The sequence below is a fragment of the Streptomyces avidinii genome (assembly GCF_045161815.1).
GTDB lineage: Bacteria > Actinomycetota > Actinomycetes > Streptomycetales > Streptomycetaceae > Streptomyces > Streptomyces avidinii.
The window spans coordinates 5,656,394-5,678,518 of the sequence record NZ_CP108863.1; the positions used below are offsets into that span (position 1 = coordinate 5,656,394).

Genomic DNA, 22,125 nt, shown 5'->3' on the forward strand with positions numbered 1-22,125 from the left:
TTCTTCTCCCTGCGTCATCACGTCAGGTCTCAGGTCTTCTTCACTCGGACGGTCTGCGTCGAACGCGTGTCGAGAGTCATCTCGTCGGCATCGGCGACCTTCGCTTTCAGCCGCACAGTACCCGCCACCGCGTCCACCACATCCACCACCTTGGACAGGAGTCGTGCTGTGTCGGCGTTCCCGGAGGAACTAGCCAGTTGTACCGCACGTCCCAGCTTGGCCGTGGCACCACCGACATCGCCCATTTTGCGGGCTTCCAGGCCCTGCTGGATAGCGTCCGCCAGCTCCGCCTGCCCCGTGTAGTGGGCGACCTGCGCGTTGATGGCCGTGGACGCCGCCAGATCGTCCGTCCACACCGCGCGCACCAGGCCCTGGGCCAGCACGGTCGCCGGCTCGCCCGCCACTCCCGGCAGGACCAGGGTGGTGCGGGCGGCGAGCATCTCCTGGCCCACGGTCGCCGTCGGGACGCGGACGCACACGTGGTACTCGCGGGACTCGTCGCCCCACGACCCGGTCGGGTAGTCGCCGGCACGCGGGCCCGCCTCGGTGCGGCGGTCGGTCAGGTCCAGGAGGGAGGGTGCCACCTGCTTGACGTACTGGATCTCCACGCCGACCGGGGTCCACAGGCGCAGCGCGACGTCCGCGACCTCCTTGCCCATGACGTTCTCCATCATGCGCGTGAAGTCCTCGGCCAGGTGAGCCGGGTCGGCCACGATGTCGGCCGAGCCGAGCAGCGCGTGCGCGATCCCGGTGACCTCCTTGACGTCCCAGTCGGTGCCCACGCCGCGGGCGTCGCAGGTGAAGCGGCCCGCGCAGGCGTCGAGGGTGGCGCGGAGCACGGCCGGCTCCTCGTGCTCGTTGCGGCCGTCGGTGAGCAGGATGCCGTGCCGGATGGCGGCGGTGGAGCCGCGCAGCAGGCCGTCGGCGAGCCGCAGCCAGGTACCGATGGCGGTGCCGCCGCCGGAGCTCAGCCCGCGCAGGGCCTCCTTGGCCCGCTCGCGGGTGGTCGCGTCCGCCACTGCGAGGCGGCCCTGGCCGGGGTAGACCTCCTTGGCCACGTGCGTACCGGCGATCACGGCGAAGGCCGTGCCGTCGCGGAGGGTGTCGATGGCCGCCGCAGTGGCCTCACGGGCGCCGCGCATCTTCTCCGGCGGGTACTCCATGGAACCCGAGCAGTCGACCATGAGCACCACGGCCGCCGTGCCGTCGGCGACCGCCGTGCGGGTGGCGGTGGCACCACCGGCGGCGGTGACCGTGACGATGGCGTGGACGTCCCGTCCGCCCTCGGGGAGGAACTCGTTCTGGTACACCTCCACGCTGAAGCGCGGGGCGTTCGGCTTGGCGAAATTCGCCATCGGTTGGACTCCTAGGGGGCTCGGGCAGGCGGGTCAGACCTGCGGGCGCGCTTCCACTTCCTATTCCTGTCCTGCCGCCGGGCCCGGCTCCGCATCCGGTCCCGGTTCCTGCTCGGGTTGCATGGCGAACGGCACGATCGCCACGGTGACGTTGTCGTGGCCGCCGCCGTCGAGGGCGTGGCCCACCAGTACCTGGGCGCTGTGCAGCGGGCGGGTCGCGGCGTCGGCGGGCAGCACCTGGGCCATCTCCCGCGCGGATTCCGCGTAGTTCCACAGTCCGTCGGTGCAGACCACCACCACCCCGGGGTGGTCCGGCTTGAAGGTCGCGGTGTGCGGGTCGAGGTCGTACGCGTCGGCGCCCAGCCAGCCGGTGATGGCGTGCGCGCGGACGTCCGCGTAGGCCTCGGCCTCGCCCATCAGACCGGCGGCGACCATCTGGGCGGCCCAGGAGTCGTCCTCGGTGAGCCGGCGGGGCAGGGCGGCGCGGTCGTCGGGGACCCAGTAGGCGCGGCTGTCGCCCACCCAGCCGATGGTCAGCAGGCCGCCGCTGACGACGGCGCCGACCAGGGTGCAGGCGGGGGCGTTCTGTGCGCCCGGGGTCTGCGGGGCCAGCGCGTTCACCGCGGCGGCGGCGGCCAGGATCGCCTCGTGCATGGCCTCCTGGGGGTGGGCGCCGCGGGGGAGTGCCTCGAGCAGCGCCTCGTTGGCGGCGCCGGCCGCGGCGGCCGAGGCCTCGTCGGGGCGGCTGGCGGAGGAGACCCCGTCGCAGACGATGGCCACGGTGGCGGCGGAGCCACCCGGCAGGGCGGTGGCCGCCACGGCGAACGAGTCCTCGTTGCGGTGGTGGCGCAGGCCCCGGTCGCTGACGGCGGCGACGCTGCCGAGCTCCTCCTCGAGGTGGTCGCGCTCGCGGGGCTGCGCGTGCCCGCAGTGCTCGCAGTACCCGTCGGTGTCGACGTGGCCGGCCCGGCAGGCGACACAGGTCCTGCCGCCGCCCGCTCCGCCGGGCTGGGACGGATTCTCGTACGGGGCTTCGCCCGTGCCCCAGGGGGTCCCCTCCGCAGGCGTGCCGGGGTCGGCCTCGGGCCGGTCGTGGCGGGGCTCGGGGCCGTCCGCGGAGGCTCCGGAGGCGTACGGGGCCCCGGCCGGGCCCCACGGGGTGCCCTCCGGCGGGGTGTTGGCGCCGTACGGGTTCCCGTGGCCGGAGGAGGCGTAGGTGGCCCCGGCCGGGCCCTGCCGCGGCTCGGGCTCCGGTTCCGGCTCCGGTTCCGGCTCCGGTTCCGCCGGGGTGGCGGCCCAGGCGGCGGGGTCGTCCACCAGCGTCGGCGCGGCCGAGGCGGCGCTGCCCCAGCCGGGGGCGGGCTCGGAGGCGGCGTGCGGTACGCCGGGGGCCGGGGTCCCGTAACCGCCCGCGGCGGCGGCCGGCGCCGGTGGGGCCGGTGGGATGGGGATGGTGGGGTTGTCCGCGGCGGCGGCCGGGGGAGGAGCGCTCACGGCACAGCCGCAGACGCCGCAGAAGCGGTCACCCTCCTCCAGGGGTTCCGCGCAGCTGGGGCAGCCCGACAGCCGATGCATCGACATCACTCACACCCACGTCCGGGGACGGAAACGGTTTGCCCGCTCCACCAGTTCGATCCTCTCCTCGCCACGCCGCGCCAGCCGTGCGAGTACGCGGTACGAGCGCTCCAGTCCGAAGCGCAGGCCCCGCTCGTCCAGTTGACTGCCGAGCAGCGAGGTCCGACCGGGGTCGGAACCCCGGCTACCCGACAGTACCCAGTCCAGGGCCGAGCCCAGAACTTCCGTCGCGAGCCTCTCCTGCCGCTCCGGGTCCAGTCCGAACCGCCGCAGGGCCTCCACCTGGTCGGCTGCCGCCGACAGGTCGGCCAGCAGCGGCTCCTGCGGAGACCGGTCGCGCAGACGTGCCCGTACGGCCGCCACCCGCGCGGCGGTGTAGTGGATGGACGCCTCCGGTACGGATTCCAGCGTGCGCACGGCCGCGTCCCGGTCCCCGGCGGCCAACTGGACGCGGGCCAGTCCGAAGGCCGCGCTGACGAACCCGGGGTCGGTGATCCACACGAGGCGGTAGTACTCGGCGGCGTTGTCCAGCTGGCCGAGCACCTCCGCGCACAGCCCGAGGGCCAGCTTCGGCGCGGGCTCGCCCGGGAAGGCGTCGTAGATAGCGTCGAAGGACAGGGCCGCTATCTCGTCGTCACCGGTGGCCAGCGAGGCGATGCCGCGGGCCCACACCACCCGCCAGTCGTCCGGATGCCGTGCTTCCAGATCCGCCAGGGTGTGTCCGGCCTCAGCCAGTTCGCCCAGTTCCAGGCGGGCCCGCAGCTCCCGCAGCCGCAATTCGGCCGAGTCGGCCGGCGCCGTGCTCAGCGCGCCCAACAGGTCGCCCGGCGCGGAGGCGAGCAGACCGGTCAGGAACCCGGCGTTCGGGTCGCCCGCGTCCACCAGCGGTACCGGCAGGGCCAGCGCGGTGTCGCGCGGGTCGAGCGTGGTCGCTCCCGCGGCGGGCGGCGGCGAGGTGAGGGGTACGGGGGCGGGTGGTGCCCCCGCGCCCCGGACCGGGGCGGGCGGCGCGGACCGGGGCCCCGGCACCGGTGCGCCCGTCACGTGCGTGGCGGTGGTTCCGAGGGACGGCAGCGGCGCACCCGCGCCGGGCGCGTGACCCGGCGGCCCGAACGCCCCCACCGCGGCGGCGCCCAGCGGAGCAGTGCCCACCGGGACCCCCGCCCCGGGTCTTGAAGCGGCCGCGGGGACGGCCGTCGCGGGCGCACCGGCCACGGGAGCACCGGCCGCGCCGCCGGGTGCGTGCGTCCCCGCCGGGACCGGGCCACGGCCCATCAGCCCGAACAGCCCGCCACCGCGCCGCGAGGCGATCGCCCGGTGGCCCAGCCGGGAGACGACGATGTCGTCCGCGTCGGCGAACAGCCGGGCGTCCGGAACCCGCAGTTCCGGACCGAAGAGGGTCGACAGCTGCGGCCGCGGCCGGCCCGTCTGCAGCGCGACCACCTCCCGCAGCACGCCCGTCAGCTGGTCGGCCATCTCCTGCGCGGACGCGAACCGCCGCCCGGGGTCCGGGTCGGTCGCCCGTACCAGCAGCCGGTAGAAGGACTCGTAGCGCCGGAACACCTCGATGTGCTCCGGATCCGGCAGCGAATCCACGAACACATTGGTGTAGCCCTGGAAGTCGAAGGTCAGCACGGCCAGCGTCCGCGCCACCGTGTACAAGTCGGAGGCGACCGAGGGGCCCAGCTCCGCGACCTCCGGCGCCTGGTAGCCCACCGTGCCGTAGATGGCCGACTCCTCGTCGTCCATCCGCCGTACCGCGCCCATGTCGATCAGCTTCAGCTGGTCCTGCTGCTGGATCGCGTTGTCGACCTTGAAGTCGCAGTACAGAAGGTTCCTGCTGTGCAGGTGGCCGAGCGCCTCGAGCGCCTCGATGCCGTACGCGCAGGCCTGTTCCACCGGCAGCGGGTCCCGCCGCCCGTCCGGCCTGCGCCGCTCGTTCGCGATCTCCTTGAGCGACTTGCCGCCCACGTACTCCATGACGATGTACCCGTCCAGCGAACCGGTCCGCTGGTCCAGGTGCTCCACGAAGTTGTAGATCCGCACGATGTTGGAGTGCTCGATCTCCGCGAGGAAGCGCCGCTCCGAGATCGCGGCCTCCATCGCGTCCTGGTCCCCGGTGTCCAGCAGGCCCTTGAGGACCACCCACCGGTCCGCGACCGCCCGGTCCACCGCCAGGTACACCCAGCCGAGGCCGCCGTGCGCCAGGCAGCCCAGCACCTCGTACTGGCCGCGCACCACATCACCGGAGCGCAGCTTGGGCACGAAGGAGTACGGGTGCCCGCACTTGGTGCAGAACCCTTCCGTCCGGCCCGGCCGGTCGCCCCTGGAGCGGCCCACCGGGGCCCCGCAGTCCGAGCGCGAGCAGAACCGCTTGCGCTCCGGCACCTCCGGGTTCTCCAGGACCGCCGTCGACGGATTCGGACGCGGCACTTCCGGTACGTTGACCAGCCCGGCCCCCAGCCGGCTGCGGCCCGAGGCCGCCGAGCCCGAACTGCGCACCGACACCGACCGGGTGGACATCGTCCCCGACACCGAGCGCGACAGCCGCCCGGACACCGAGCGGCGCGAGGACGAGGACCGGGAGGACCTCGCCGAGGCCGAGGAGCGCGCCGAGCCGTGGGAACCCTGCGAGCCCATCGACCCCCGGGACCCGCCGGATCCCAGCGAGCCGCGGGCCGCGCTCGTCATCCCCGTCGGCGGCGACACCAGCTCGTCCGCGCCCGCCGCGATCGAGCCGATCGGCGCCAGCCCGCAGGTGTCGCAGTAGACCTCGCCGCCGCCCATGTCCTCGTACGCCCCCGGGCACCCGGGGCGAACGCACGCGGTTCCGATCAGGCTCATGCGTCCTCCTCCCCCGGCCCGTCGGGCCGCTGTTCCTGGTGTCGTTGCCCGGGCCGGTCCTGGGGCGCCGGCAAGGACTCCGCCGTCGCCTGCTGATAGCGCAGGACGGCCTGCTCGGCGGCCCGCAGGTCGCAGGGCGCGCTCCACAGCATCCGCCGGGCGGCGTCGTACCGCTCGATGAGCAGGGGGTCCTCCGCCAGTCCGTGGCGGGCGACCTTCGCCTTGTACGCGTCGAGGCGCCCGCGCAGCTCGGCCCGTACGGCCAGCGGCGCCGTCACCGCGGTCAACGATTCACGGGCCCGCCGCAGTTCCTCCTCGGCACGCTCCTCCAGCGATTCCAGCAACGGCGAGAGCCGGTGCCAGCGCGCCTGACGCCGGTGCTCGGCCGCCGCCGCGAGCTGCTCCTGGAGCACCGTGGGCGGGCCGCTCACCGCGGGCACCTCGGACGCGGCGATCTTCGCCAGCACCTCGCCGCGCGCGGTCCGGGCCTCCGCCAGCGTCCGGTCGGCCCGCGAGAGCACGTCCCGCAGGGCGATCAGCCGCTGCTCGGCGTCCTGCCGTACGTCCAGCACCGCCTCGACCTCGCGGCGTACGTCCTCCAGCGCGAGCGCGGCCCGGTCGTAGCGCCCGGTGTCCGGACGGCCGCCGCCGGGCGCCGCGCTGCCCGCCGCCGGCAGCCAGAAGGCCAGCGGGTCCGCGATCACCTGCGTGCGCAGCTCGGCCAGCTCGGCGGTGATGTCCTCCAGGTCGTCGCCCGAGGGGTGCTCACCCGGCCGCACGCCCACCGAATGGGCCAGCGAGCGGGTGCGGTGCAGCTCGGCCGCGAGCAGGTCGATCCGGGCGGGCAGCGCCGACCACACGGCGTCGGCGGCGACCACCACGTCGAGCGAGCGCGCGTACAGGCCGTTCATCCGGGCCACCAGTTCGGCGAGTGAGAGCCGTTCCGCCAGGGCGACGCCCTCGGCGGCGGCCCCGGCGATCAGCACTCCGGGTCCGCGCAGCCGCTCGGTCAGTTCGACGAGGTCCTCGCGGTTCGGCCAGCGGCGCCGCTCCCGTACCGCCCGGGCGGCGGTCAGGGCCCCGCTGTAGGCGTCGAAGTAGGTCCACAGGCGGGTGATGTCCGCGTCGGCGGCCGTCCACCGGTCCTTGGTGGTCCCGGTCAGCGCGGCGCCCTCCAGCAGCCGGCGCCCGGCGTGGTCCTGGAGGGCGAGCAGCGAGGTCTCGACGGCCTCGTGCTCCGCGCCCAGCCTGGCCAGGGCGCGGTCGACGTCGTCCCGGTCCATCACTGCAGACCCCACCTCCACCGACTGTGCCTCCGCTTCCGCTGCCGCCTCCGTGTCCGTCCTCGTATCCTGCCCCGCGCCCGGTCCCGTTTCCGAAACCGTCACGGACCTCAGCCGTCCCGGTACTTGGGCGCGGGGGGCGCGGTCACGCCGGGCAGCACGGGCTGCAGGTGCTTGAGGTACGCCTTCATCCACGGGCTCTCACCGCCGCCCGCGCGGTAGTTCTCCAGCACCTTGTTGACCCTGCGGACCAGGTCCGAGGCGTCCTTGTTCATCGCCACCCCGTAGAACTCACGGGTGAAGGGGGAGCCCACCAGCTGTACGGAGGGGTCCTGGGCGGCCTGGCCGGCCGCGAGGGCGTTGTCGGTGATGATGCCGTCGACCTCGCCCAGCTGGAGCCGGACCAGGCAGTCCAGCTGGTTGGCGACGGTGACCGGCACCGAGCCGTACGCCTGGGCCTTCAGGGCCGCCTCCGCGGTGGAGCCGGCCGCGAAACAGATCCGCCGGTCCTTCAGGGAGGTGTCGTAGCCGGTGATCGGCGAGCCCTTGGGTGCCAGCACCTGCTGCCCCGCCTCGAAGTAGGCCGTCGAGAAGGCGACGTCCTCCAGCCGCTTGCAGTTGATGGTCATGGTTCGCACGACGACGTCCACGCGCCCCTCCTGGAGGGCGGGGATGCGCTGACTGGTGGGGATGGCCCGGTAGATGACCGCGTTCTCGTCGCCCAGGATGTCCTTGGCGATGGCCTTCACCAGGTCGATGTCGAAGCCGTCGAGGCGGCTGCCCTCGGCCGTCTGGTTGCGGTAGCCCCAGCGGAAGCTGTTCTGGTCCACACCGGCGACGAGCTTGCCCGCCGCCTTGATGCGGGCGATGGTCGCCCCGTCCACCTCGGCGGGGCGCAGGCTGGCCTCGGGGTCCTGGCAGGTGTCGGTGGGGACCCACGGTGCGGCCGGGGCCGCGGCCATCGAGGCGGGCCGGCGGACCACCGGCCGGCCGGTGTCGGGCGTCGCGTGCGCCAGCGGCAGCAGGACGACGGCGGCGGTCGTCGCGCAGGCGACGGCCATCGCGCTCACCCCGCCCCAGCCGCGCAGCCGGCGTGCCGCGCGGCGGATCCCGGACACGGCGGCCGGAGCCGCCTCCGGACCCTCGGGACCAGCGTGGTTCTCGTGGTTCTCGTGACCTTCGGCGGCCCGCCCGGCTCGTATCCGCATCGCGCTCACCTGTACTCCGAAAGCCTGCGCCCGATGCCGAGCAGAGCCGCTGCCGCGCCGATGACCACCAGGGCCGCGGAGCCGGTCACCAGACCGCTCAGCGCCCCGAGGCCGTCCCCGGCCGCCCGGGTGAATTCCCGCTGCTCGTGGGCGACGGCCTGCTCCAGGGAGGCGTCCACCGTGTCGAAGGCGGCGCCGCTGCTCTCCTTGTGCTCGTCGTCCCCGACGACCTGGGGCAGCGCGGCCTCGTAGTCCCCCTTCAAGTCCGCCTCCCGGGCCGCGGTGTGCCGCTGCTGCCACTGCTTCACGCCGTCCACGGCCCGGCTGACGGGGCTCCGGCCGGCTTCGTCGTCGGCCAGCCGCAGCGCGGTCGCCAGCCCGGCGTCCAACTGCTTCATGTTGTTGGTGAAGTCCACGTCGTACTTGTCGGACTTCTTGTCCTCGGCCAGTACGGCGCCCCGCGCGATCAGGGTCAGGTTCTCACCCGCCCGCGCCTGGAGGGAGGCGATCCGCGCGTCATTGAGCACCTTCATGGACTCCTGCCCGTCGACCCGGGCCTCGTTCAGCGAGGACCGCGCCACCGTATGCCCCACGGCCAGCCACAGCAGGACCACCACCGACGCGGCCGTCGCGGCCACCAGTCCGTGGTTGAGCACCCGGTTCGTGTGCCGGTAGTTGCGGCGCTGCGCCCACACCAGGGCGGCGACCGCGAGCAGGCCCAGACCGATCGAGGCCAGTGGCCAGGACCGGGCGTCGTCGTGGTCCGTGTAGAGCCGCTTGGTCTCCGACTCGTACAGGCGCTGCGCGGCGGGCAGCAGTTGGGTGGTCATCTGCTCGTTGGCGTAGCGGAGGTAGGCGCCGCCCAGCGGCAGGCCCTGCCGATTGGTGGCCCGGGCCTGCTCGACCAGGCCGGTGTAGCGCGGGAGCTGCTCGCTCAGCAGGGTGATCTGCTTGCGGGAGTCCTCGTTGCCGCCGGTGTTGGCGGCCGCGCTCACCAGCAGCCTGGAGGCGTTGGCGATGTCCTTCTCGTACCGCTGGCGGACCTCGCGCGGCTCCTGGGCGCCCAGCAGGAACCCGCTGGAGGAGGTGGTGTCGGCGTCCGCCAGGGAGCGGTAGATGCTCGCCGCGTCCGCGCTCAGCGGCTGGCTGCGGCCCACCACGTCATCGGCGGCCGCGGCCCGGTCGGAGATCTCCCAGACGCTCACCGTGCCGAACAGCACGATCAGGGCGGCCAGTACCGCGCCGATGATGCGCAGCCGGCCCGGCTCGGTGGTCGCCGCCTCGCGCAGCCGCTCGACGCCCTCGGCCCAGGCGGTGCCGCGCGGCGGTCCGCCGGGCGGTGGCACCGACGGCCCGGCGGGCGGCACGGAAACACCGCCCCCGGGCGCGGGCGCGCGTGATGTGATCGCCACCGTGACCTCCCCCTCGGTCCTGTCGTCCCCCAGCCGACGCTGGGAGGTACCCCCTGCGCAGCAGTATGGCCGTAGTGCCGGTCGACCACAGCACCCGGTGCTGGATCCGGGGCGATCCGCCCCCGGGGGTGCCTTTCGTCGCCCCTTCACCGTCAATACGTCCGCACGTGCGCCACGGTTCCAGACCGGAGGACTTCCGGGGCGGGTTCACCCGAAATGAGCACGGAGTTTTTCGTACGCCCCGTGCGGGGCCCCGAGCGCGTCGAGGCCGAGCAGTCCGGCGCCCAGCACCGGCGGCGCCGTGATCACGGAGATCCGGGCGCGCGGGGCCCGGCGGGCGAGACCCGCCGCGATCCGGTCGTCCAGCTGCGGGTGGCCGGCCGTCAGCACGCTGCCGCCCAGCACCACCGGCACCTCCTGCCCCAGCAGGCCCAGGCGGTCCAGTGCCACCGACGCCATCGCCACGACCTCGTCCGCCTGCCGGTGCACCAGTGAGAGGGCCACCGGGTCACCGGCCGCCGCCACAGCGAACAGCACCGGCGCCAGCTCGTGGCGCCGCTCGTGCGGCACCCGGCCCAGGTGCATCGCCTCGATCAGCGAGGCCATCGAAGCGTGGCCGAGGTGCGCGGGCAGTGCCCGGGCCAGCTCCGTCGGCCCGCCCCGGCCGTCCTCGGCCCGGGCCGCGAACCACAGGGCCTCCTTGGCGAGTCCGCCCCCGCCTCCCCAGTCGCCGGAGATCCGGCCGATCGCGGGGAAGCGTGCGGTCCGCCCGTCCGGGGTCATCCCCACGCAGTTGATGCCCGCCCCGCACACCACCGCGACACCGCACGGGTCGGCCCCCGTCGGCATCCCGGAGCGCAGCAGCGCGAAGGTGTCGTTGTGCACCGCCGTCGCGCGGCCCCAGTTGCGGCCCTCGATCTCGCGCGCCAGTTCCTCCTCCTCCACGGCGAAGTCGGCGTTGGCCAGGCACGCCGACACCCGCTCGGCCCACGGTCCGGCCGCGCGGTCGGCGCTCAGTCCGGCGTCGGCCATCGCCTCGGCGAGCACGTCGACGGCCGCCGCAACCCCCGTCCGCGGAGGCTGGAAACCCCCGGCCCGGCCGGAGCACAGCACCGAGCCGTCCGGGGCGAGGAGCGCCACGTCCGTCTTGCTGTTGCCCGCGTCGATGGCCAGCACCGAGGGGAGGGTCACGCCCATGGCAGGTGCTCCTTGTTGTGGGCGAGCAGCCGGTCGGTCAGCCCCTCGGCCAGCTCGAACTGCCCGACCAGCGGGTGCGCCAGCAGTGCCTTGAACACCCGCTCGCGCCCGCCGCGCAGCGCCGCGTCCAGCGCGAGGTCCTCGTAGGCGCTCACGTGCGAGATCAGCCCGGCGAAGAGCGGGTCCAGCCGCGGCACCGCCAGCGGAGCCGCGCCCGAGCCGTCGACGCGGGCCTGGACCTCGATGACCGCGTCGTCCGGCAGGAAGGGCAGGGTGCCGTTGTTGTACGTGTTGACCACCTGCACGGCCGGGCTGCCGTCGCCCAGCAGGGAGGCGGCCAGGTCCACGGCCGCCTCGGAGTAGAAGGCGCCGCCCCGCTTCGCCAGCAGGGCCGGCTTCTCGTCGAGCGCGGGATCCCCGTACAGGGCGAGCAGTTCACGCTCCATCGCGGCGACCTCGGCCGCCCGCGAGGGCTTGGTCCCGAGCTCCCGGACGACCTCGTCGTGGGCGTAGAAGTAGCGCAGGTAGTACGAGGGCACGACGCCGAGCCGGTCCAGCACCGCCCGGGGCAGCCGCAGGTCCCCGGCGACGGCCTCGCCGTGCTCGGCGAGCAGGGTCGCCAGCAGGTCCTCGCCGTCCGGGCCGCCCCGGCGTACGCCCAGCTCCCAGGTGAGGTGGTTGAGGCCCACGTGGTCCAGGTGGATGTCGGCCGGCGCCAGGTCCAGCAGCGCCGCGAATTTCCGCTGGAGGCCGATGGCGACGTTGCACAGCCCGACGGCCTTGTGCCCGGCCTGCAGGAGGGCCCGGGTGACGATCCCGACCGGGTTGGTGAAGTCGATGATCCACGCGTCCGGGTTCGTCCGCCGGACCCGGTCGGCGATGTCGAGGACCACCGGGACGGTGCGCAGCGCCTTGGCGAGCCCGCCCGCGCCCGTGGTCTCCTGCCCGACACAGCCGCACTCCAGCGGCCAGGTCTCGTCCTGCAGCCGGGCGGCCTGCCCGCCGATGCGCAGCTGGAGCAGGACCGCGTCCGCCCCGGCGATGCCCGCGTCGAGGTCGGAGGTGGTGGTGATGCGGCCCGGGTGACCCTGCCGGGCGAAGATCCGCCGGGCCAGGCCGCCGATCAGCTCCAGCCGTTCGGCGGCCGGGTCGATCAGGACGAGCTCGCTGACGGGCAGGGTGTCGCGCAGCCGCGCGAATCCGTCGATCAGTTCGGGGGTGTAGGTGGAACCGCCGCCCACCACTGCGAGTTTCATCGTCTTCAGCCTTTCACGCCGGTCAGGGTGACTCCCTCGACGAACGCCTTCTGGGCGAAGAAGAAGAGGACGATCACCGGTGCCATGACCAGTACGGTCGCGGCCATGGTCAGGTTCCAGTTGGTGTGGTGCGCTCCCTTGAAGGACTCCAGTCCGTAACTGAGGGTCCAGGCGGCCGGGTTGTCGGAGGCGTAGATCTGCGGGCCGAAGTAGTCGTTCCAGGCGGAGAAGAACTGGAAGAGCGCGACGGCGGCGATCCCGGGCCGGGCCATCGGCAGGACCACGCGCAGCAGGGTGCGCACCTCGCCGCAGCCGTCGACGCGGGCCGCGTCCAGGTACTCGTCGGGGATGGTCAGCAGGAACTGGCGGAGCAGGAAGATGGAGAAGGCGTCGCCGAAGGCCATCGGGACGATCAGCGGCCACAGGGTGCCGGACAGGTCGAGCTGCTTGGCCCAGAAGAGGTACATGGGGATGACCACCACCTGCGGCGGCAGCATCATCATGGCGATCACGAGCAGCAGCGAGAGCCGCCGGCCGCGGAAGCGGAACTTGGCGAGCGCGTACGCGACGGGCACGGAGGAGACCACGGTCAACAGGGTGCCGAGTCCTGCGTACAGGAGCGTGTTGCGCCACCAGGTCAGGAAGCCCGGGGTGTGCCAGACCTTCGCGTAGTTGCCCCATTCCCAGGTGTGGGGCCACAGGTCGCGGGTCAGTGCCTGCCGGTCGCCCATCAGGGAGGTGAGGAGGAGGAAGACGAAGGGGAGGACGAAGAAGAGGGCGGCGGCCACGCCGAGCGAGTGCACCCCGACCCAGTGCAGGACCGCCCGGGACGATCTCCGGCTGCTGCTGCTGCCGTTGTCACCGCTGCCGCCGCTGTGCGTGCGCGTACTCATTCACCTGCTCCGATCAGACCGCCACGGCGCCGCATCAGGAGCGCGGTGAAGGCCATGGAGAGGGCGAACAGGACGAGCGCGACGACACACGCGGTGCCGTAGTCGAAGCGCTGGAACCCGAGGTTGTAGACGAGCTGCGGCAGGGTCAGGGTGGACTTGTCGGGGTAGCCCGGCTCGAACTGCTGGCCCGAGCCGCCGATCACACCGGCCGCGACCTTCCCCGCCACCAGCGGCTGGGCGTAGTACTGCATGGCCTGGATGACGCCGGTGACCACCGCGAACATGATGATCGGCGAGATGTTGGGCAGGGTGATGTGCCGGAACCGCGCCCAGGCACCGGCCCCGTCCAGCTCGGCGGCCTCGTACTGCTCCTTCGGTACGTCGAGCAGTGCGGCCATGAAGATGACCATCAGGTCGCCCACCCCCCACAGCGCGAGGGCGGTCAGCGCCGGCTTGGACCAGTCGGCGTCGGTGAACCAGCCGGGGGTGGGCAGCCCCACCGCGTCCAGCAGGGTGTTGACGGGGCCGGTGCCGGGGTTCAGCAGGAAGACGAAGGCCAGGGTCGCGGCGACCGGCGGGGCCAGGTACGGCAGGTAGAACAGGGTCCGGAAGACCCCGGTCGCCGTCTTGATCTTCGTGATGAGCAGGCCGATGCCGAGGCCGAAGGCGACCCGGCAGGTCACCATCACCAGGACCAGCCACAGTGTGTTGCGCATCGCCGGCCAGAACAGCGGATAGTCCGAGAAGACGTAGCTCCAGTTGTCCAGGCCGTTGAAGGAGGGCTGCCGGAAGCCGTCGTACCGGGTGAAGGAGAAGTACACGGTGGACAGCAGCGGGTAGACGAAGAAGACCGAGAAGCCGATCAGCCAGGGGGACATGAAGGCCGCGGTCCGCAGGGCGGAGCGCCGCTGCTTCGATCGCAGGGGGTGGGCGGCGGGCATCGGGCTACTTCGCCTTCGCGATGTCCGTGTCGATCTGCTGGTCGGTCCTGGCGAGACCGGCCGGGATGTCGCTGACATCGCCCTTCTCGACGGCGTAAGCGAAGTCCGTGAAGGTCAGCTGGTAGGTGCCGCCGTCGGCCTTGGCCGGGGTGGTGCTGGACTTCGGGTGCCGGGCGATGTCGAGGAACGTCTTGAACTCCGGAGTCACCTGGAGGTCCGGGGACTCCAGGGCGGCGAGCGTGGACGGCACGTTGTGGATGGCGTTGGCGAAGGCCACCACCGCCTCGGTGTCGGTGGTCATGTACTTGACCAGCTCCCAGGCGGCGTTCTGCTTCGCGCTGCCCGCGGCGATGCCCATGATCGTGCCGGAGAGGTAGCCCTTGCCGTAGTCGGCGAGCTGATCGTCGGGGACGGGCAGCGGCGCGGTGCCGATCTCGAAGGTGACGCCGGCCTCCTTGGCCATCGGCGCGCGCCACTCGCCGTCGACCTGCATGGCCACCTGGCCTGTGTGGAAGGGGTGTTCGGCGCCCCACTCGTCACCGAAGGTGTTGCGGAAGCGCTCCAGCTTCTCGTAGCCGCCGAGCTTTGCCACCAGGTCCTTCTGCGCGGTCAGCATCTTCGCGAAGGCCGGGTCCCCGGCCAGGTTGGAGCTGCCGTCGGCGGCGAAGTAGGTGGGGCTCCACTGGGCGGCGAGCCGCATGGGGGTGGTCTCGTAGCCGTGGAAGGTGGGCATCAGGCCGACCTGCTCGTACGAGTCGCCCTTGGGCTTGGTCAGCCTCTGCGCGACCTCGACGAACTGGCTCCAGGTCTTCGGGGGTTCGGTGATGCCGGCGGCCGCGAAGGCGGTCTTGTTGTAGACGAGCCCGTACGCGTCGTTGAGCAGCGGCAGCGTGCACTGGTTGCCGTTGAACTCCGTGTACTCCAGCAGGGTCTTGGGGAAGACCTTCGTCTTGTCCACCCCGGACTTCGCGAGGAAGGGGTTCAGGTCGGCGAAGGCGCGGGAGTTGCAGAACTTGCCCACGCTGTCGGTGGTGAAGGAGGAGACCACGTCGGGGGCCTTGTCCCCGCCCGCGCGCAGCGCCTGGTTGATCTTGTCGTCGGTCATGTTGCCGGTGACCTTGACCTTGATGTTCGGGTGCGCCTTCTCGAACCGGGCGATGTTGTCCTCGATCGCCTTGGCCTCGCTCGGCGCGGACCAGCCGTGCCAGAAGTTGAGGGTGACGTCCGCCTTCGGGTCGTCGGAGGCGGTGTCCGCGCTCTGGCCGGTACAGGCCGTGGCGAGGGCGGATATCGCCGCGAGGAGGGCGGTTGCGGTGGTCAGGCGTGCGGTTCGACCGGTTCTGGGCATGGCGGGGCTCGCTCTCTGCGGGAGGAACTTCCGTGGGGGTGCCTGTGGGGTGGAGCGTGGCGGTGCGAGGGGTGCGAGGGGTGCGAGGGGTGTGGCCGGTGTGAGTGGTGCGGGTGCGCGGGGTGCGCGCGGGATCAGCCGGAGGTGTCGAACACTTCGTCCCGGGTGGCGACCAGCGCGCTCTCCAGCGCCCCGTGCAGGACCGCGCGTTCCCGTACCTCGCCGGGGACCAGCCGGGGCCGGGAGGGAGCCAGTTCGGCGAGCTCTGCCTCCAGCAGGGCGCGCAGCGGCTCGCCGCCCGCGCTGATCGCGGCCCCGGACAGGACCACGATCTCCGGGTCCAGTACGGCGACCACCGAGGCGAGACCGGTGGCGAGCGCGGTGGCGTACGACTGGAGGAAGCTCAGGTTCGCCCCTTCGGGCGCGGCGGCGGCCCGCGTGAGCAGGGCGACGGCGGCGGCGACCTCCGGGCCGTGCGGGGCCCCGGACGCGGCCGGGCCCGGGGCGGGGGCCGCGGACGCATCGGCCGCACCGGGCGCGGCCGCGGCTTCGACGCCCAGTTCCGCGGCGAGCCGGGGCAGTCCCTCCACTCCGGCCAGCTCCTGGTACCCGCCGGAGTTGGCCCGGGTGACCTGCCGGACCAGGGGGCGGCCCGGCACGGGCAGGAAGCCCACCTCGCCCGCGCCGCCGGTCCAGCCGCGGTGCAGCCGGCCGCCCAGCACCAGCGCGGCGCCGAGGCCCTCCTCGTTCCACAGCAGGACGAAGTCCTCGTGGCCGCGGGCGGCGCCGAGCCGTTGTTCGGCGACGGCGGCGAGATTGACGTCGTTCTCGTACTCGACGGGCATCGGCAGGGCCGCCGCCAGGTCCTCCAGGAGGGTGGGGGAGTGCCAGCCGGGGAGGTGGCTGGCGTAGCGCAGCCGGCCGGTCTGCGGGTCGAAGGCGCCCGGGGTGCCGATGACCACCCGCCGCAGGTCGGAGCGGTGCAGCCCGGCGGCCTTGACGGCCTCCCCGAGGGCCTCGGTCACCTGGTCGACGGCCTCGGCGCCCTCGGTGTAGGGGACCTCGTGGGTGGCGACGACCGTGCCCGTGATGTCGGCGACGGCCGCCAGTACCCGCTCCGGGGTGACGTCGAGGCCGCCGACGTACGCGGCCCGCGGGTTGATCGCGTAGAGCTGGGCGCTGGGGCCGGGGCGGCCGCCGTCGGTGCCGGTGGCGACGACGAGTCCGACCGCTTCCAGACGGGCCAGCAACTGGGAGGCGGTGGGCTTGGACAGCCCGGTCAGGTGCCCGATACGGGTCCGGGAGAGCGGGCCGTGCGTCAGCATGAGTTCGAGTGCGGCCCGGTCGTTCATGGCGCGCAACAGGCTGGGCGTTCCGGGCGTGGCGGCGGGCATCGAGCGGCTCTCCCTCACCGAGGTGATCTGTTAGGTAAGTTTCCTATCACCTGTTGAACTGTGTCAATGCCGCTGCCCCGCAGGCTCTGCCATTTCGGCAATGACCTGCGGGGCGGCGGGTGCTCGTGCGGTGCTCGTGCGGCGTGCTGCGGCTACTTGGTGATTCGGGGGCCGGCCGGCGGCGGGATCGGGGCGGTGGCGAGCGACTGCGGTGAGGCCGGGTTCGACAGGGCGGACGGCGCGGCGACCGAGGCCGACGGGTCCGCCGGGGTCTCCTCGTCCTCGTCGGCGGCCGGCATGCCGCCGATGATCCGGATGCCCGCGGCGTCGAAGGCCTCCTTGATCCGCCAGCGCAGCTCCCGCTCCACCGCGAACTGCTGGCCGGGCATGGTCTTGGCGGACACCTTCACGGTCATCGAGGCGAGCAGCACCTCGTCCAGGCCCAGTACCTCCACCGGACCCCACAGGCGCTCGTCCCACGGGGACTCCTTGGCCATGGAGTCGGCTACCTCCTTGACCACCTCGCGGATCCTGGCCAGGTTCTCCGAGGGCTTGACCTGCACGTCCACGCCCGCGGTCGCCCAGCCCTGGCTGAGGTTGCCGATGCGCTTGATCTCCCCGTTGCGGACGTACCAGATCTCACCGTTGTCGCCGCGGAGCTTGGTCACGCGCAGTCCGACCTCTATGACCTCGCCCGAGGCCACACCCGCGTCGATCTTGTCGCCGACGCCGTACTGGTCCTCCATGATCATGAAGACGCCGGACAGGAAGTCCGTCACCAGGTTCCGGGCGCCGAAACCGATCGCCACACCGGCCACACCGGCACTCGCCAGCAGCGGGGCCAGATCGATCTTCAGGGCGGCCAGGACCATCAGCGCGGCCGTGCCGAGGATGAGGAACGAGGCCACCGACCGGAGCACCGAGCCGATCGCCTCCGAACGCTGGCGCCGCCGCTCGGCATTGACCAACAGGCCGCCCAGCGCGGTGCCCTCCACGGCCTCGGCGCTGCTGTTCATCCGGTTTATGAGCTTGGTCAGGGCCTTGCGGACCGCCGAGCGGATGACTGCCGCTATCACGACGATGAGCAGGATCCGCAGGCCGATGCTCAGCCAGGTGGCCCAGTTCTGCTCGATGAAGCTGGCGGCCTCGGTGACGCTCGCCTGCGCCTCCTTGACCGATTCGGGCGCGTCCGGAACTTCGGCTGCCTGCGGCAGCAGAGCGGCGGGCCAGGGCACGACGGGAACCTCCAGGTGTAGCGGTCTGCCCGCGGAACCGGGGGTACCCCCGGACGGAACCGGGGGTATGCGGGGCAGACCAACCACACTAACGGGGCAATCCCTTCACCTTGGTGCCGTGTTCGAGGGAGAGACCAGACTCACCTGGGGATGACTGAGTGTGGTTGAAAACACCTCGGACCCGTTACGGGCGCGTGGTGGCGTTTCGACCAGCCGTAAGGAGAGACTGGAGAGCAGATCGTCCCGGCGCGAGCCACGCGCCGCCGGCGTACAAGGAGGCAGTCCGTGCCGCACGTCCTGGTCCTCAACGCGTCGTACGAGCCCCTCGGCGTCGTACCGCTCCGCCGCGCGCTCGTCCTCGTCCTGGAGAACAAAGCAGTCTCCCTGGAGGAATCCGGCGCCTATCTGCACAGCGCGACAAGGGTCGTCCCCGCGCCCAGCGTGGTACGGCTCAAGCGCTTCGTGCGGGTCCCCTACCGGGGGCCCGTTCCACTCACCCGGCGCGCACTGTTCGCGCGGGACGGCGGCCGCTGCATGTACTGCGGGGCCGTCGCCACCAGCGTCGACCATGTCATTCCGCGCAGCCGGGGCGGCCAGCACGCCTGGGACAACGTCGTCGCCGCGTGCCGCCGCTGCAACCACGTCAAGGCCGACCGGCACCTGCTGGAACTCGGCTGGCGCCTGCGTCATCAGCCGGCGCCGCCGTCCGGGCTGGCGTGGCGGATCATCGGTACGGGCCACCGGGATCCGCGCTGGATGCCGTACCTCCAGCCGTACGGGGCGCAGGACGCGCTGGAGCGGATCGGGGTGGCGGCCGGCTAGCTTCCACAGGGCCGCAGGTTCCGTCCGGGGTCGCGCCCGGTGGGGAACCTGCGGCCCGGCCTCCACGGGGCTCCGCCCCGGACCCCGCGCCTCAAACGCCGGCGGGGCTGGAAGAGCGGGGCTCCGCCCCCGGCCCCGCGCCTCGAACGCCGGCGGGGCTGGGGGAGCGGGGTCGAGTGGGGCGGGGGCTACGGGGTGACTGCGTAGGCTTCCGCCGACCAGAGGGAGCAGCCGTAGCGCGTCGCGCGGGTTTCGCACGTGATCCGCACGAAGCGGGTGTCCGGGGCGTCCAGCCGGAGGGACTCGCGGCCGCCGCGGGAGGCGGAGACGGCTGCCCCCGGGCGCCAGGTCACCCCGTCCGCGGAGGTCTCCACCCGGTACGCCGAGGGGTACGCGTCCTGCCAGTGGAGCTCCACCCGGCCCACCCGCGCCGGGGCGCGCAGCTCGGCCTGCCACCACGCACCGTCCACCGCCGGTGAGGACCAGCGCGTCGTCGCCGAGCCGTCCACCGCCGCCGGAGCCGGGAAATCGGCGGTCTCGTTCGCCGACGAGGTCGCCCGCGCGGTGCGCAGGAGGTCCGGGCCGCCGGTACGGGCCACCGCACGCACGGTCAGGGTGCGTGACTCCCCGTCGAAGGTCACCGGCACCTGGTAGCTGCCCGGCGCGGTGCCCGGGGCGACGCTGACCTCCAGCGGGATCGACGCCTGGCCGCCGCGCGGGACCACCGCGGTCTGCGGAAGGCGGACCACGATGCCCGCCGGCGGCCGCGCCGACAGCGGCCCGCGGACCTCGCCCGGGCCCAGGGCCGACAGCTGCGCCGTGACCCGCTGCGCGGCGCCGCCGATCTCGGCGTCCACCGCGGCCCGGTCCGCCAGTTCGAAGCGGGCCCGCGGGCCGTCCGCGAACCACGGCACCACCTGGTGCACCGCCGGTGCCGACTCGGCCCCGGCCCAGGACAGCCGTACCGCGTCCGCCCTCAGCCCCGCCGTGTCCACCTGGGTCCAGCCCGCGGCGGCGGCGTCGGCGACCTTGCGCCAGCCCTCGCCGGGTACGTGGGCCTCCACCACGGCGCCCCGCGCCCCCGCCGGGAGCGGCTCGGTCATCACCGTCACCGCCGACACCGGGCGCGGGGCCTCCAGCCGTACGGTCCAGGCCTCGGCCTCCTTGGTGACCGTGCCGGTCCTGCGGGTGACCCCGGTCCAGGCATCGGCCTCCGACGCCGCCTTCGCGAGGAAGGGATCCAGTACCGCCTTGTCCACCTGGGCCGTGCCCTGCTCCGCCAGCGCCTCGCGGGCCTCGGCCAGGGCGCGGGAGGCCTGCCAGGCGGCTGCCCCGTCCCCGCGGGCCTGGGCCTGCAGGACGTCCACCGCCAGCTCGGCCGCCGCCCCGTAGCGCGACAGGCGCTCCAGCCAGGGCCCGGCCTCGCCGGACAGGGCCGGCAGCCGGCCCGGGGCCTCGCGCAGGACGGCGAACGCCCTGCGCAGCGCCGTTCCGGCAGCCGGGTCGCCCGCGGCGCGGGCCCGCCAGAACTGCTCGACCAGCGGCTTCAGGTACGCCGACTCCTCCTGCCCCAGCCCCGACGACGCGGTGTTCCCGGCCAGTGCCGCCACCGCCTCGCGCGTGCGCGGATCGGCGCCCGCCAGGTCGCGCACCGCCGCGGCCCAGGACTCGCCGGCCCGGTAGCCGCGCGGGTTCCATGCGAAGTCGGCGGCCGTGAACAGCGGGATACGGGACAGGGTGCCCTGCGGCATGGCGTTGGCCAGCAGCGCCGCCGAGCCGCCCACCACCGCCGGTTCGCGGCCCGTGTACGGGCCGAGGAAGATCCGGCCCGGATCCCAGTCGTTCACCGGGTAGTTGTCCATGGTGATCAGGGGGTGCCCCAGGGCGGAGCGCGCCCCGGCCAGGTCCTTGCCCGTGATCGTCTGAGGGACCACGCCCACACCCGTCCAGGCCACCTCCACCCGCGGGTCCAGCGCGCCCGCCAGGGCGGTCCGGTAGGCGGTGGCGCCCTCCTGGTAGTACTCCGTCGGCAGCAGCGAGAGCGCGGGCGCCCCCGGGTACCGGGCGGCCAGGTGCGCCGCGACATGGCCCGCGACCTCCGCGTGCGCCTTCGCGGCCGCCGCCGGGCCCTTCCCGTACCGGTCCCGGTCGGCCTTGCAGCCCCACTCGGTGTAGCTGACGTCCTGGAACTGCACCTGGAAGGCGCGGAAACCGAGGTCCCACATCGCGTCCAGCTTGCGGGTGAGCGCCGCCCGGTCGGCCTCCGAGGCCAGGCACATCGACTGCCCGGGCGTCACCGCCCAGGCCAGGACTATCCGGTTGGCGCGGGCCCGTTCGGCCAGTGCGCGGAAATCCTCCTGCTGCGCCTGCGGGTAGTCCTGGCGCCAGGCGGTCGTGCGGTACGGGTCGTCGCCGGGCGCGAGCAGCAGCCGGTTCTGCTTGGTGCGGCCCATGAAGTCCACCTGGGCGAGGCGCTGTTCCCGGGTCCACGGCTGTCCGTAGAAGCCCTCGGTGATCCCGCGCACCGGGGCGGCCGGCCAGTCCCGCACCAGTACTCCGGGCACCTTCCCGCCGCCCGCCGCGAGCACTTGGCGCAGCGTCTGCGCCGCGTGGAACAGCCCGTCCTCCCCGACTCCGGACAGCGCGATCGTGTCCCGGCCCGCGTGGCGGCCCACGCCCAGCCGGTAGCCCCCGGCCGGCAGGTCCGCCGGGGCGCTCGCGCCGAGCGCCCGCAGCGCCTCCTCCGCGCCCGGCTCCTGGAGCCGTACGAGGGTGCCGCGCACGGGCAGCGGCGTCCCGGGGGCCTGCTCGTGGACGGTCCGTACGCCCGCCGCGCGCAGGGCGTCCCGCACCACCTGGACGGCGTACGGATCGGCGTCGGCCGGTGCGACGAGTACGGCCTCGGCGCCCAGCGGCAGCTCGCGCGCCGGATCGGCGGTCATCGACTGCGGCCGGGGCCATACGGCGGGCCCCTCGGAGGCCGCCCGGGGGGTGTCGGCGCCGGGGTCCAGCGCGGGCCCCCCGACGGCGATGCCGGAGGCCGGCACACGGCCGGGTCCGGTCGGTACGGAGGGCGCCGCGAGGCTCCCGGGTGGCGCGGAGGCCACGGCGCCGCCCAGCAGCGTACCGATCACCGCCACAGCGACGGCGGTGGTCCGCCTCCTGCCCCTGAGCTGCACCGAGCCTCCTCGTCGCGAGACGTCCCCCACTCGTACGAATGAGCTTGAGCCCACCATCCGTGCGGCTGGAGTGTCAATGTGAGTGGGTGATCTGCCCCGGATGTGCCAGGAATGCGGTGCCTCCGAGTGGGTATGGACGCGGTGTTCCCCGGCGGCGTCCGACCCCCGTGCACCACTCTTCTG

15 protein-coding genes are annotated in these 22,125 nt (G+C 73.5%); 1 reads left to right on the forward strand and 14 read right to left on the reverse strand.

Annotated elements, in window-relative coordinates:
- Positions 1-29: 29 nt before the first annotated feature.
- The 13 genes from OG373_RS25380 to OG373_RS25440 all read right to left on the reverse strand — a co-directional run bounded on the left by OG373_RS25380 (position 30) and on the right by OG373_RS25440 (position 17,941).
- Positions 30-1,355 (reverse strand): VWA domain-containing protein, encoded by a 1,326-nt coding sequence (locus tag OG373_RS25380; protein WP_405440536.1) that lies wholly within the window; start codon positions 1,353-1,355, stop codon positions 30-32.
- A 60-nt stretch (positions 1,356-1,415) separates the two neighbouring features.
- The gene (locus OG373_RS25385) at positions 1,416-2,936 is read right to left on the reverse strand and encodes a protein phosphatase 2C domain-containing protein (protein ID WP_405440538.1); all 1,521 of its coding nucleotides are present in this window, start codon (positions 2,934-2,936) and stop codon (positions 1,416-1,418) included.
- A 3-nt stretch (positions 2,937-2,939) separates the two neighbouring features.
- Positions 2,940-5,774 carry a tetratricopeptide repeat protein gene (locus OG373_RS25390; RefSeq protein WP_405440539.1) on the reverse strand — a complete coding sequence of 945 codons (2,835 nt, stop codon included), beginning with the start codon at positions 5,772-5,774 and terminating at the stop codon, positions 2,940-2,942.
- Complete coding sequence (locus OG373_RS25395; protein WP_405444203.1) at positions 5,771-7,057, reverse strand: hypothetical protein; 1,287 nt, start codon at positions 7,055-7,057, stop codon at positions 5,771-5,773. The genes OG373_RS25390 and OG373_RS25395 overlap by 4 nt, the downstream gene beginning before the upstream one ends.
- 110 nt (positions 7,058-7,167) lie before the next feature.
- Positions 7,168-8,265, reverse strand: a complete 1,098-nt coding sequence (locus OG373_RS25400) for a glutamate ABC transporter substrate-binding protein (protein ID WP_405440541.1) — start codon at positions 8,263-8,265, stop codon at positions 7,168-7,170.
- Positions 8,266-8,270: 5 nt separating this feature from the next.
- Complete coding sequence (locus OG373_RS25405; RefSeq protein ID WP_405440543.1) at positions 8,271-9,677, reverse strand: hypothetical protein; 1,407 nt, start codon at positions 9,675-9,677, stop codon at positions 8,271-8,273.
- Between the two features lie 207 nt (positions 9,678-9,884).
- Complete coding sequence (locus OG373_RS25410) at positions 9,885-10,874, reverse strand: N-acetylglucosamine kinase (RefSeq protein WP_405440544.1); 990 nt, start codon at positions 10,872-10,874, stop codon at positions 9,885-9,887.
- Positions 10,865-12,130: a 6-phospho-beta-glucosidase gene (locus tag OG373_RS25415; protein WP_405440545.1), complete on the reverse strand. Its 1,266-nt coding sequence runs from the start codon at positions 12,128-12,130 to the stop codon at positions 10,865-10,867. Before OG373_RS25415 ends, OG373_RS25410 begins: the two co-directional genes overlap by 10 nt.
- A 5-nt stretch (positions 12,131-12,135) precedes the next feature.
- A complete protein-coding gene (locus OG373_RS25420; protein WP_405440547.1) occupies positions 12,136-13,023 on the reverse strand; it encodes a carbohydrate ABC transporter permease in 888 nt (295 codons plus the stop codon).
- The gene (locus tag OG373_RS25425; protein WP_405440548.1) at positions 13,020-13,964 is read right to left on the reverse strand and encodes a carbohydrate ABC transporter permease; all 945 of its coding nucleotides are present in this window, start codon (positions 13,962-13,964) and stop codon (positions 13,020-13,022) included. The genes OG373_RS25420 and OG373_RS25425 overlap by 4 nt, the downstream gene beginning before the upstream one ends.
- A 4-nt stretch (positions 13,965-13,968) precedes the next feature.
- Positions 13,969-15,312, reverse strand: coding sequence for an ABC transporter substrate-binding protein (locus tag OG373_RS25430; protein ID WP_405440549.1), 1,344 nt, complete (start codon positions 15,310-15,312; stop codon positions 13,969-13,971).
- A 134-nt stretch (positions 15,313-15,446) separates the two neighbouring features.
- The gene (locus OG373_RS25435) at positions 15,447-16,706 is read right to left on the reverse strand and encodes an ROK family protein (protein WP_397728978.1); all 1,260 of its coding nucleotides are present in this window, start codon (positions 16,704-16,706) and stop codon (positions 15,447-15,449) included.
- Positions 16,707-16,858: 152 nt separating this feature from the next.
- Positions 16,859-17,941, reverse strand: a complete 1,083-nt coding sequence (locus tag OG373_RS25440; protein ID WP_397728976.1) for a mechanosensitive ion channel family protein — start codon at positions 17,939-17,941, stop codon at positions 16,859-16,861.
- 285 nt (positions 17,942-18,226) lie between these two features.
- Here OG373_RS25440 and OG373_RS25445 point away from each other — a divergent pair, with 285 nt between their 5' ends.
- The gene (locus tag OG373_RS25445) at positions 18,227-18,763 is read left to right on the forward strand and encodes an HNH endonuclease (RefSeq protein ID WP_189964438.1); all 537 of its coding nucleotides are present in this window, start codon (positions 18,227-18,229) and stop codon (positions 18,761-18,763) included.
- Between the two features lie 188 nt (positions 18,764-18,951).
- Here the strand turns inward: OG373_RS25445 and OG373_RS25450 are convergent, their stop codons facing one another.
- The gene (locus tag OG373_RS25450) at positions 18,952-21,942 is read right to left on the reverse strand and encodes a beta-N-acetylglucosaminidase domain-containing protein (RefSeq protein ID WP_405440552.1); all 2,991 of its coding nucleotides are present in this window, start codon (positions 21,940-21,942) and stop codon (positions 18,952-18,954) included.
- Positions 21,943-22,125 lie beyond the last annotated feature (183 nt).